Genomic DNA, 11931 nt, shown 5'->3' with positions numbered 1-11931 from the left:
CAGCGTCCCAGGCTTCGGGAGATCCGCGAGGGGAGTGTCACGAGCGACACTCCCCTCGCGGGAGCTCCTGGTGACGGGCTACTTGAGCGCGTCGATGAGCGCCTCGCGCTGGCGCTCGCCCAGGCCGGCGGCGCGCCGGTCCGGGTCGATGCCGGCCTGCTCGAGCAGGGCGGCGACCTTCACCGCGCCGAGGCCGGGGACGGCCTTCAGCAGCTGGGTGACCTTCGTCTTCCCGATCGTCTTGTTCTCCTTGGCCTGCTTGAGCACCTTTTCGATGCTCTCCTTGCCGGACTTGATCGACGCGAGCAGCTCCGAACGCGCCTTGCGAGCCTCGGCCGCCTTGGCGAGTGCATCGGCGCGCTGCTCCGGAGTCAACGTAGGCAGAGCCAACGTAGTAGTCCTTTCCTCTCAGGTCTCCGCTTTCGCGGCCGACGGCTTTTCGGTGCGCTTGCTCCTGCAAGCGCTGGCCAGCCGTCTCTTACCACGGCCCCAGTAAACGCCACCGGCTTGATGACCGTGCAACCGACACGCACTTATTACCCCCGGAGGTGATGCCAGGCAACCCGCTCCGGCCTGCGGAAACGCTCCCAAGAAGCACCCCGAGTGGCCTCACTCACCCGGAAGTGAAGTCTCCACTACACCCGGTTTCGACACGTATTTCCTTACATACCAGGAAAAGCGCAAAAATTGTCGATCATGATCACCGTTCGGTCGTCGCCCGATCGCGCGACGACCGTGACCGAACGGAGCCGTTGTTGACCATGCCCGCTTCACCCGATCCGCACTAGAGTCGGCGCAACCCCAGTTCACCGGCGAACGACCCCCCGGGAGCGACCATGTTGAGCACCATGCAGGACGGCCGGCTGTCGCTGGCGAACCTGCTCCGCCACGGCACGTCGGTGCACTCGGCGAGCGAAGTCATCACCTGGACCGGTTCAGAAGCCCGCCGCGAGACCTACGGCGACCTCGGCCGCAACGCCGCCCGCCTCGCGAACGCGCTCCGGAGCCTCGGCGTGACAGGCGACCAGCGCGTCGGCACGTTCATGTGGAACAACGCCGAGCACATGGCCGCCTACCTGGCCGTCCCGGCGATGGGCGCCGTGCTGCACACCCTGAACATCCGGCTGTTCCCCGAGCAGCTGGTGTTCGTCGCCAACCACGCCGAGGACCAGGTCGTCATCGTCGACGGCACGCTCGTCCCGCTGCTGGCGAGGCAGCTGCCCCACTTCAAGACGGTCCGGCACGTCATCGTGGCCAACGGCGACGCCGCGGCCCTCGAGGCTCCGGACGGCGTCCAGGTGCACGCCTACGCCGAGCTGCTCGCCGGCCAGCCGGACACCTTCGACTGGCCGGACGTCGACGAGCGCTCCGCCGCTGCGATGTGTTACACCTCGGGCACGACGGGTGACCCCAAGGGCGTCGCCTATTCACACCGCTCGATCTGGCTGCATTCGATGCAGGTCTGCATGAGCGACAGCATGAACCTCGCGCAGAGCGACAAGGCGCTGGCGATCGTGCCGATGTTCCACGCGATGGCGTGGGGCCTGCCGTACGCGTCGCTGATGGTCGGCGCGTCGCTGCTGATGCCGGACCGGTTCCTCCAGCCGGCCCCGATCGCCGCGATGCTGGCCGCCGAGAAGCCGACGTTCGCGGGCGCGGTCCCGACCGTCTGGCAGGGCCTGCTCGCCCACCTCGACGCGAACCCGCAGGACATCTCCCACCTGCGCGAAGTCGTCGTCGGCGGGTCGGCGGTGCCGCCGTCGCTGATGCACGCGTTCGAGGAGAAGCACAAGGTCTCGATCCTGCACGCCTGGGGCATGACCGAGACGTCGCCGCTGGGCAGCGTCGCCCGCCCGCCGGCCGGCGCGACCGGCGACGAGGCCTGGCGCTACCGCTACACGCAGGGCCGATTCCCGGCGTCCGTGCGGGCCCGGCTGATCGACGACGACGGCGCGGTGCTGCCCTGGGACAACGAGGCCGTCGGCGAGCTCGAGGTCCAGGGCCCGTGGATCGCCGGCTCCTACTACGGCGGCGCGGAGGTCGACCCGGACAAGTTCCACGACGGCTGGCTGCGCACCGGGGACGTCGGCAAGGTCAGCGCGGACGGCTACCTCACGCTGACCGACCGCGCCAAGGACGTCATCAAGTCCGGCGGCGAGTGGATCTCGTCGGTCGACCTGGAGAACCAGGTCATGGGCCACCCGGCGGTGGCCGAGGCCGCGGTCGTCGGCATCCCCGACGAGAAGTGGGACGAGCGGCCGCTGGTCGCCGTCGTGCTCAAGGAGGGCCAAAACGTCACCGCCGCCGAGCTGCGCGAGTTCCTCAGCGACAAGGTCGCGAAGTGGCAGCTGCCGGAGAACTGGACGTTCGTGGACGAAGTCCCCAAGACGAGCGTCGGCAAGTTCGACAAGAAGCGGATCCGCGCGTCCTACTCCGAGGGAAAGCTCGACATCGCACAGCTCTAACGGGTAAATCTCCGGCGAGTCTGCAAGCCTCTGCGGGCCACCATGAGGGAGTCTGACGCCCTCATGGTGGCCTTCAGAGCACGTCGGAGGGGTTCTGGGGATGCAGCAGCGGAACAGGCGGAGTTTTCTCGCGCTCGCGGGAATGGGTGCGCTGGCGACGGCGTGCGGGTCGAACACCGGGCGGCAGGGCACCCCGCCGCCGTCGACGGCGTACTCGGCGGGCCCGCCACCCTCGGACACGCCGAAGGTCACGCTCCAGCAGTGGTACCACGCGTACGGCGAAGACGGTGTCCAGGACGCGGTCAAGCGGTACGCCGCGACCTACCCGGGCGCGACCGTCGACGTGCAGTGGAACCCCGGCGACTACGACTCGAAGATCGTCACCGCGCTGCAGAACAGCAAGGTGCCGGACGTCTTCGAGGCGCAGGTCAAGATCGACTGGGTGCGGCAGAACCAGGTGGTGTCGCTCGACGACGTCATCGCGCCGGTCAAGGACGACTTCAGCCCGGCCGTGCTGGCCACGCAGACCGTCGAGGGCAAGGTCTACGGCATCCCGCAGGCCGCCGACACGCAGGTGCTGTTCTACCGCAAGAGCCTGCTGCAGGCCGCGGGCGTGCAGCCGCCGCAGACGGTCGACGAGCTGATCGACGCGGCCGCGAAGCTCACGAAGGACGGCGTCAAGGGCCTCTTCGCGGGCAACGACGGCGGCGTCGGCGTGTTCACCGGGCCGCTGCTCTGGTCGGCCGGTCTCGACTACCTGAAGAACGGCAACCGCGAAGTCGGCTTCGACGACCCGCGCGCGGCGACCGCGCTGGCCAAGCTGCACACGCTCAACGCCAACGGTTCGCTGCTGCTCGGGGCGCCGGCGGACTGGTCCGACCCGGGTGCGTTCATCGACGGGCTCGCGGCGATGCAGTGGACCGGGCTGTGGGCCGTGCCGAAGATCCGTGACGCCTTCGACGACGACTTCGGCGTGCTGCCCTTCCCGCGCCTCGACGGCACGGGGGCGCCGTCGGTCCCGGTCGGCGCGTACGGCGCGATGGTCAACGCCAAGAGCGCGCACGTCGCCGAGGCGAAGGCGTTCGTCAAGTGGCTCTGGGTCGACCAGACGCAGGACCAGCTGGAATTCGCGACGAAGTTCGGTTTCCACGTCCCGGCGCGGCAGAGCCTGGTCGGCCGCGCGGACAGCCTCAAGTCCGGCCCGGCTGCCGACGCCGCCCGGTTCGTCAAGGAGAACGGCCACCTCGTCGGCGGTCCGGTGTGGACCCAGCAGTCGAACACGGCGTTGTCCGACGCCGTCGCGAAGATCGCGAAGGAGGGGGCGGACCCGGTCGCGCAGACCAAGACGGCGGTCGAGGTGGCGAAGGCCGAACTGAAGCGCCTCTTCGGATGACACCGGGGACGAAGCGGCGCGACGCACGCGCGTTCTGGCTGTTCGTCGGGCCGTTCTTGATCGGGCTCGCCGTCTTCGCGTACCTGCCGATCGGGTGGAGCGCGTACCTGTCGTTCTTCGACGCGCGCAACACGGTGACGCCGACGCAGTTCGTCGGGCTGGACAACTACGGCCACATGCTCACCGACGAGCCGTTCCTGGCGAGCCTGGGGACGTTCAGCGTGTTCGCGGTGTTCATCGTGCCGCTGACGTTCGTCCTGTCGCTGGCGCTCGCGCTCGGCGTCGACCAGCTGCGGTTCGCGCGGGCGTTCTTCCGGTCGGTGTTCTTCCTGCCGTTCGCGTGCTCGTACGTCGTGGCGTCGCTGATCTGGAAGACGTCGCTGTTCTCCGGTGTCCGGTACGGGCTGGCGAACACGGTGCTCGGCCTGTTCGGCGTCGACCCGGTGGCCTGGACGGGCACGGTCCACCCGCCGCTGTACTGGATCGTGCTGGTGACCGCGCGGCTGTGGCTGCAGCTCGGGTTCTACATGATCCTGTTCATCGCGGCGCTGCAGCGGATCCCCCGGCACCTGTACGAAGCGGCGTGGCTCGACGGCGCGAAGCCGGGGTGGCAGGTGTTCCGGTACATCACGCTGCCGCAGCTGCGCGCGACGGCCGTGGCCGTGCTGCTGCTGAACCTGATCAACGCGTACCAGGCGTTCGACGAGTTCTACAACATCATGGGCGACTCCCGCGGCTACCCGCCGTTCGCCCGGCCGCCGCTGGTGTACCTGTACTACACGTCGCTGGGCTCGGGTGGCCAGGACCTCGGCCGCGGCAGCGCGGGCGCGGTGATCCTGGCCCTGATCATCGCCCTGGTGACGCTGCTGCAGGGCCGGGTCTTCCGGTTCGGACGGGCGTCATGAGGGCCTTCCTCCGGTGGACGTCACTGGCGGTGGCAGCGGTGCTGTTCCTGCTGCCGTTCTACCTGCTGGTGCGCAACGGGCTGGCGTCCCGGGCGGAGATCACAGCTCCACAGTGGACACTCTTTCCGTCCACTGTGCACTGGGAGAACTTCTCGAAGCTGTTCTCCCTGGAGGACGTCCCCTTCGCGCGCAGCCTCCTGAACTCGGCGATCGTGGCCGTCCTGCAGACGGTCGGCCTGCTGGTGGTCTGCTCGCTGGCGGGTTACGGCCTGGCGCGGATCCCGTACCGGCATTCCCGGATCGTGTTCTCCGCGGTGCTGGCGACGCTGATGATCCCGACGTCGGTGACGTTCGTGCCGAGCTTCGTGGTGGTCTCGACGCTCGGCTGGCTGTCGGACTTCCGCGGGCTGGTGGTTCCCGGGTTGTTCAGCGCGTTCAGCGTCTTCCTGTTCCGGCAGTACTTCCTGGACTTCCCGCGCGAGCTGGAAGAGGCCGGGCGGGTGGACGGGCTGACGCGCTGGGGCGTGTTCTGGCGCGTCGTGGTCCCGAACTCCCGGGGGTTCTTCGCGGCGATCGCGGTGATCACGGTGATCGGCAGCTGGAACGCGTTCCTGTGGCCGCTGATCATCGCCCAGTCCCCCGATTCGTGGACCGTCCAGGTGGCGCTGTCCGGTTTGCTGACGGCGCAGAACCCGCAGCTGAACCTGCTGTTCCTGGCGGCGGCGGTGTCGATCCTGCCGATCGTGCTGCTGTTCGCCTTCCTGCAGCGGTACCTGGTGCGCGGGGTGACGGAGTCCGGTTTGGGCGGCTCGTAACAAGCCGCGGGGCACGGCCGACTCCGGGGTCGTCCCGAAGGAAGCAGGTACTCCCATGACCGGTTCCGACCCGTACCCGTCGGTCCACCCGGACGACCCGGCGTCGCGCGTGCCCGTCCCGAGCGAGCCCGTCTGGCAGCAGAACCCGGTGTCGGTGCCGGTGCCTGCCCAGCCGTACCCGGCGGCGTACGGCGTGCCGATGCCGATGCCGATGCTGCGCACGAGCGGACTGTGCGTCGCGGGCATGGTCGTCGGCATCCTCGCCCTGCTCGGGTTCTGGATCCCGGTCGGCGACGTGCTGATGGGCCTGCTCGCGATCGGGCTGTCCTGGGCCGGCCTGGCCCAGGCCGCCAAGCCGGGGTTCGCCGGCCGTGGCATGGGCGTCGCGGGCCTGGTCTGCGGGATCATCGCGATGATCCCGGCTATCATCTTCATGGTCATCTTCTTCTCCGCGACGGCGGCCGTGACGACCTGCGGTATCTACTGCTGACGTAACGCCCGGAACCGGCGCACCGACGACTCCGGGTAACGACAGAAACAGGTGCACGATGACCGAGTTCGACCCCTACCGGCAGCCTGACCAGCCAGGCCCGGCGTACCCGCCTTCGGCGCCGGTCCCGCAGCCCTGGGGGACGCAGCAGCAGTACCCGGTGCAGCCGTACACCCCGCAGCAGTACGTGTCCCAGCCGTACCCGGCGTACCAGCCGCTGATCACCAGCGGGATGGCGGTGGCGGGCATGGTCGTCGGCATCGTCGCCCTGGTCCTGTTCTGGGTCCCGTTCCTCGACCTGGTCCTCGGCTTCCTGGCGATCGGCCTGTCGTGGGGCGGCATGGTCCAGGCCGACCGCCCGGGCTACACGGGCAAGGGCATGGGGATCGCGGGCCTGGTGTGCGGCATCATCGCGGTGATCCCGGCGGTGATCGTGATGCTGTTCTTCTTCGGCGTCATGGCGGCGGCCGGCACGGCGGCGTGCACCTACGCCTGCTGACCGGCCGGCACCGAGGTCGTCCTCGACCGGCTCCCCAGCGGCCGAAATGACCACGACCTTCGGCGGTACACCCTCCCCGACGCCTGTGACAAGGTGGCTCGAAACGTCACGTTCACCGACCGGACACCGGCGTCCGGCACGGTGCTGGGCAACCGAGAAACTGGGGAGCGAACAACAATGGCCGAACTCACCCGGCGCACCTTCGCCACCGCGGGCGCCGCCGGTCTCGGACTCCTGCTGTGCACGCCCACCGCGAACGCCCTCGACCGCGCGCTGAGGCTCACGAGCACCCGCTCGGTCTCCACCGCCGGCACCACGCTCGAGCAGGTCGCGACCGCCGTCACCGCCGGCCCGGCCTACACCCGGCTCACCGGCGGTCCCGGCTGGCCGCTGGTCGTGCGCAGCGACCTCGCCACCCCGCAGAGCGGCCGCGACGACCGGCGCCGCGCCCTCAGCGCGTTCGTGCAGTTCACCGACCTGCACATCACCGACACCGAGAGCCCCGCGCGCTTCGAGTACCTGCACCCCTTCATCGGCTCCGCGCACCGGCCGCAGGAAGCGCTCGGCACCGTCGCCACCAGCGCGCTCGTCGAACGCGTCAACAGCGTGCGGCAGGGCCCGTTCACCGGGCGGCCGTTCGACCTCATGGTCACCACCGGCGACAACACCGACAACCACGAGCTGATCGAGCTCGACTGGTTCCTCAAGGTCCTCAACGGCGGCAGCGTCACGCCGAACTCCGGCGCCGCGAACGCGTACGAAGGCGTCCAGAGCTCCGGCAACAAGGAGTTCTGGAACCCGTCGATCCCGGGGGTGGGCGACGCCTACTCCGCCAAGGGCTTCCCGCAGCTGCCCGGCCTGCTCGAAGCGGGCATCAAGACGTTCACCGCGCCCGGCCTCGACGTCCCGTGGTTCTGCACCTTCGGCAACCACGACGACAGCATCGTCGGCTCGCTGCCCGCGCAGATCCCCGGCATCGACGCCTTCTACACCGGGAAGTACAAGGTCATCGGCAAGGACGAGACCACCGCGAAGAAGCTCGCCGACGCCATCGAGAAGCCGGGCTCCAGCGTGCCGATCGCCGAGCTGTTCGGCGGTTCGGGCACCATCCGCGAGGTGACGCCGGACGCGCGGCGCCGCCCGTTCGACACGGGCGAGTTCGTCCGCGCGCACCTCGACACCGCCAACACCGGCCCCGGCCCGGTCGGGCACGGCTTCACCAGCGCCAACGCCGACGGCAAGAACGTCTACTACACCTTCCGGATCGCGCCGGGCGTCACCGGGATCAGCCTCGACACGACGACCGACGCCGGGTTCGCCGACGGCTCGATCGGCCTCGCGCAGTACAACTGGGTCGAGTCGACGCTGAAGCGCAACAGCTCGACGTACTACGACTTCTTCGGCCGCAAGGTCACCCACGACGTCTCCGACGAGCTGTTCCTCCTGTTCAGCCACCACACCAGCGGCTCGATGGGCAACGTGCTGCCCGACTCGCGCCACCTGCTCGACCCGCGCCTGGACGGCAACGCGTTCGTCGCGCTGCTCAAGCGGTTCCCGAACGTGCTCGCGTGGGTCAACGGCCACACGCACCTCAACAAGATCACCCCGCACGCCGGGAACACGCCGCAGCAGGGCTTCTGGGAGATCAACACGGCGTCGCACATCGACTTCCCGCAGCACGCCCGGATCGTCGAGGTCGCGGACAACGCGGACGGCACGTTGTCGCTGTTCACGACGCTGATCGAGGCCGAGGCACCGTACGCCGTGGACTACGGCGACCGGACGCCGCAAGCGCTTGCGTCGCTGTACCGCGAGCTGTCCTACAACGACATCCACACCGACCTCGGCCGCGTCGGGGACGCCGCGGACCACAACACCGAGCTGCTGCTGGTGAACCCCCTGTCCTGAGTCTCCCGCGGCCGTCGTGAGTGGTTAGGGCGGTTAGAACCGCCCTAACCACTCACGACGGGCCTTACCTGCGAGGTAATCGACTCGCTGCGGGAGGTGCGGCAGGCTGGGCCGCATGACCGATCCCGAGGGCACCCAGCTCTTCCACCGCTCCATGCCGTTCTCCGAGCGCCTCGGCGTCGAGGTGCTGGAGCACGGGGCCGCGCTCGTCCGCAGCCGGCTGAAGTGGGACGAGAGCCTCTGCACGCTCGGCGGCGCGCTGCACGGGGGCGCGCTCATGGCGCTGGCCGACTCGACCGGTGCCGTGTGCGCGTTCCTCAACCTCCCCGAAGGCGGGCAGGGCACGACGACCGTCGAGTCGAAGACGAACTTCCTGCGTGCCGTGCGTTCGGGCTACGCCGTTGCGTCGTCCAGACCATTGCACGCCGGCCGCAAGTTCGTCGTGGTGGAGACGGAGATCCACGACGACGACGGCAAGTTGGTCGCGAAAGTGACACAGACGCAGGCCGTCCTGTAGGTACCTGTTTACATACCTGGCCCGACCGGCGAAAATCCCTGGCTACTGGGTGGGTCTAACAGGGAGCCGGGATGCACGTACGCAAGTTGTTCACCTTATTGTCGGTAGTCGTGTTGACCGCTGTAACCGCGCAAGTCGCCGAGGCCGCGCCGGCCCGGCCCCACGACGACGAGGCGATCGACTACCACGAGTGGAGCGGCGGCCGCTTCCACGAAGGTGACTTCGCCGGGCTCGCGCTGACCCACGACGGCCTGCGCATCACGCGCCCGATCGGCACGGTCGAGCACACCGAGCCGGAGCTCGGCACGACGAAGACGTACGAGTACGGCCAGTGGACGTCACCGTCGTACCGGCAGGGTTTCGGTGCGACGCAGCTGGTCGCGTCCTGGAACGCGCTGACGCCGGCGAAGACCTGGCTGCAGGTCGAGGCGCAGGGCCGGACCTCGACGGGCACCGAAACCGCGTGGTACGTGATGGGCCGCTGGGCCAGTGGCGACGCCGACATCCTGCGCACCAGTGTCGACGGCCAGGACGACGCGAACGCGCTGGTCGACGTGGACACGCTGGTCATGAAGACCGGCGTGACGTTGAAGTCGTACAAGCTGCGGATCAGCCTCTACCGCGAGGCCGGGTCCGCCGCGACGCCGTCGGTGACCTCACTGGGCGCGATGACGTCCGCCGTGCCGGACCGCTTCGACGTGCAGACGACGAAGCCGGGGCGCGCCACCGGGATCGAGCTGAAGGTGCCGGCGTACGCGCAGAACCTCCACAAGGGACAGTTCCCGCAGTACGGCGGGGGCGGCGAGGCCTGGTGCAGCCCGACGTCGACCGAGATGGTCGCCGAGTACTGGGGCAAGAAGCCGTCGGCGGCGGAGATGTCCTGGATCCCGGCGGACTACGTCGACCCGTCGGTGGCGTTCGCGGCGCGCTACACCTACGACCACGCCTACGACGGCACCGGCAACTGGCCGTTCAACACCGCGTACGCGGCGTCGCGCGGGCTGCGCGGGCACATCACCCGGCTGCACTCGCTGAACGAGCTCGAGGGGTACATCGCCCGCGGAATCCCGGTGATCACGTCGCAGTCGTTCCTGGCTTCGGAGCTGGACGGCGCCGGCTACGGCACGTCCGGGCACATCATGGTGGTCGTCGGCTTCACGAAGGACGGCGACGTGATCGCGAACGACCCGGCGTCGAGCAGCAACGACCGGGTGCGCAACGTCTACAAGCGCGACCAGTTCGAGAAGATCTGGCAGCGCACCAAGCGGTACCGCGCCGACGGGACGGTGGCGGGCGGCCCCGGCGGCGTCGCGTACATCATCACCCCGGCGTAGGACGTGAATGTCGCATTGAGGGACGTAGCGTCCCTCAATGCGACATTCACGGACCTTCACCAGGTCTGGCCGGCCTGCTGCCGCGTGGTGCGGTTGATCCGGTTGAAGAAGTTGGTGAGCGCGATGTTCAGGGTGATCGCGCCCAGTTGCTTCTCGTCAAAGTGCTTCGCCGCCGCCTCCCAGATCGCGTCCGTCACCCCCGGCTCGCCGTCCTGGATGCGGGTCGCGGCCTCCGTCAGCGCGAGCGCCGCCCGCTCCGGCTCCGTGTAGAACGGCGTCTCACGCCACGCGACCACGTTGTGCAGCCGCTCGTCGGTCTCGCCGTGCCGCTTCGCCGACTGGACTCCGCCGTGGACGCACGGGCTGCAGCCGTTGATCTGGCTGGCCCGCAGGTGGACCAGCTCCAGCACCAGCGGGTCGACCCCGCCGGCGTGCACCGCCTTGACGATCTGCTGGATCGCGCCGAACACCTCGGGATTCCCCGAGTCCTTCACCCGTGCTTCCATCGGTCCTCCGCCTGTTACCTGTGCCCCTCCGGGCCCGTCATCCCCACGACGGAGCGGAACGGAGGAAGGTAACGACATGCCCGACACGGTGACCGAGGCCTTCGAAGCGCAGCGCGACCGGCTGCGCGCGGTGGCCCACCGCGTGCTCGGCTCGCACGCCGACGCCGAGGACGTGGTCCAGGAGGCCTGGCTGCGGCTGTCGCGCCAGGACGCGGCGAGCATCGACAACCTCGACGGCTGGCTGACCACGGTGGTCGGCCGGATCAGCCTGGACGTCCTGCGCTCGCGCCGGTCCCGTCCCGAGGCGCCCTACGACGAAATCGTCGTGGCGGTGGACGAGAGCCCCGAAGACGACGTCGCTCTCGCGGATTCGGTCGGGCTCGCGCTGCTGGTCGTCCTCGAGTCGCTCGGGCCGGGCGAGCGGCTGGCGTTCGTGCTGCACGACCTGTTCGGGGTGCCGTTCGAGGAGATCGGCCGGATCCTCGGCAAGACCCCCGGCGCGTCGAAGATGCTCGCGAGCCGCGCCCGCCGGAAGGTCCGGACGCCTTCGCCGGCCTTGTCGGCCGGGCCCGAGCAGCGTGCGGTGGTGGACGCGTTCCTGAGAGCGGCCCGCGACGGCGACTTCGAGGAGTTGCTGCGCGTGCTCGACCCCGACGTCAAGCTGACGGTCGACACCCCGGACGGTGTGGTGGTGGTGTTGGGCGCGACGAACGTGGCGGCGGGCGCGCGCTTCGGCGCGGCGTCGGGCGGCCGTGCGGTGCTGGTGGGCGGCCTGCCCGGCGTCGTGGCCTGGCGCGAGGACGGCAGCCCGTTGTCGGTGGTGGCGTTCACAGTGGTCGACGGCCGGATAGCCGGAATCGCGGCGGTGGCCGACCCGGCCCGGCTCGCGTCGATGGACCTGCCGGAGCCGCCCGGAACTGTCGGTACCTCCCGATAAGCTGGAAACCGGGGGCCGGAGGCACGCCGGTGTTCGAGTGACCGAACGTCGTGAATGACTCATTCATGTCGTCGGACGAGGTGAATGAGTCATTCACGACACCACGCCCGCGCGCCCTCCCGGACGTGAGCCACACTCAGTTGCGTAAAGCGCAACTGGTTG

At 69.2% G+C, this 11931-nt stretch carries 12 protein-coding genes; 10 read left to right on the top strand and 2 right to left on the bottom strand.

Annotated features, from left to right (window positions below):
• Positions 1-78 precede the first annotated feature (78 nt).
• Positions 79-390, bottom strand: a complete 312-nt coding sequence (gene mihF, locus QRX60_RS16675; protein ID WP_026468624.1) for an integration host factor, actinobacterial type — start codon at positions 388-390, stop codon at positions 79-81.
• A 446-nt stretch (positions 391-836) separates the two neighbouring features.
• On the opposite strand from mihF, the gene QRX60_RS16670 reads away from it, so the two are divergent.
• From QRX60_RS16670 to QRX60_RS16630, 9 genes are all read left to right on the top strand, one after another.
• Positions 837-2465 carry a long-chain fatty acid--CoA ligase gene (locus QRX60_RS16670; protein ID WP_286001681.1) on the top strand — a complete coding sequence of 543 codons (1629 nt, stop codon included), beginning with the start codon at positions 837-839 and terminating at the stop codon, positions 2463-2465.
• Positions 2466-2565: 100 nt separating this feature from the next.
• Positions 2566-3858, top strand: a complete 1293-nt coding sequence (locus tag QRX60_RS16665) for an ABC transporter substrate-binding protein (RefSeq protein ID WP_286001680.1) — start codon at positions 2566-2568, stop codon at positions 3856-3858.
• Positions 3855-4763, top strand: coding sequence for a carbohydrate ABC transporter permease (locus QRX60_RS16660; RefSeq protein WP_286001679.1), 909 nt, complete (start codon positions 3855-3857; stop codon positions 4761-4763). The genes QRX60_RS16665 and QRX60_RS16660 overlap by 4 nt, the downstream gene beginning before the upstream one ends.
• Entirely contained in the window at positions 4760-5578 is an 819-nt protein-coding gene (locus QRX60_RS16655; protein WP_286001678.1) for a carbohydrate ABC transporter permease, read from the top strand. Before QRX60_RS16660 ends, QRX60_RS16655 begins: the two co-directional genes overlap by 4 nt.
• Positions 5579-5633: 55 nt before the next feature.
• Positions 5634-6068 (top strand): DUF4190 domain-containing protein, encoded by a 435-nt coding sequence (locus QRX60_RS16650; RefSeq protein ID WP_286001677.1) that lies wholly within the window; start codon positions 5634-5636, stop codon positions 6066-6068.
• Positions 6069-6126: 58 nt separating this feature from the next.
• Positions 6127-6567, top strand: a complete 441-nt coding sequence (locus QRX60_RS16645) for a DUF4190 domain-containing protein (protein WP_286001676.1) — start codon at positions 6127-6129, stop codon at positions 6565-6567.
• 177 nt (positions 6568-6744) lie between these two features.
• Positions 6745-8475, top strand: a complete 1731-nt coding sequence (locus QRX60_RS16640) for a TIGR03767 family metallophosphoesterase (RefSeq protein ID WP_286001675.1) — start codon at positions 6745-6747, stop codon at positions 8473-8475.
• 115 nt (positions 8476-8590) lie between these two features.
• The gene (locus QRX60_RS16635; protein WP_286001674.1) at positions 8591-8992 is read left to right on the top strand and encodes a PaaI family thioesterase; all 402 of its coding nucleotides are present in this window, start codon (positions 8591-8593) and stop codon (positions 8990-8992) included.
• Positions 8993-9063: 71 nt separating this feature from the next.
• Positions 9064-10326, top strand: coding sequence for a peptidase C39 family protein (locus tag QRX60_RS16630; protein ID WP_286001673.1), 1263 nt, complete (start codon positions 9064-9066; stop codon positions 10324-10326).
• A 56-nt stretch (positions 10327-10382) separates the two neighbouring features.
• Here the strand turns inward: QRX60_RS16630 and QRX60_RS16625 are convergent, their stop codons facing one another.
• Complete coding sequence (locus tag QRX60_RS16625; protein ID WP_286001672.1) at positions 10383-10832, bottom strand: carboxymuconolactone decarboxylase family protein; 450 nt, start codon at positions 10830-10832, stop codon at positions 10383-10385.
• Positions 10833-10908: 76 nt separating this feature from the next.
• Here QRX60_RS16625 and QRX60_RS16620 point away from each other — a divergent pair, with 76 nt between their 5' ends.
• Positions 10909-11769, top strand: coding sequence for a sigma-70 family RNA polymerase sigma factor (locus QRX60_RS16620; RefSeq protein ID WP_286001671.1), 861 nt, complete (start codon positions 10909-10911; stop codon positions 11767-11769).
• Positions 11770-11931 lie beyond the last annotated feature (162 nt).

The sequence above is a fragment of the Amycolatopsis mongoliensis genome, assembly GCF_030285665.1.
In the GTDB taxonomy this organism is placed as follows: domain Bacteria; phylum Actinomycetota; class Actinomycetes; order Mycobacteriales; family Pseudonocardiaceae; genus Amycolatopsis; species Amycolatopsis mongoliensis.
This window is presented reverse-complemented; position numbering and strand designations above follow the sequence as displayed.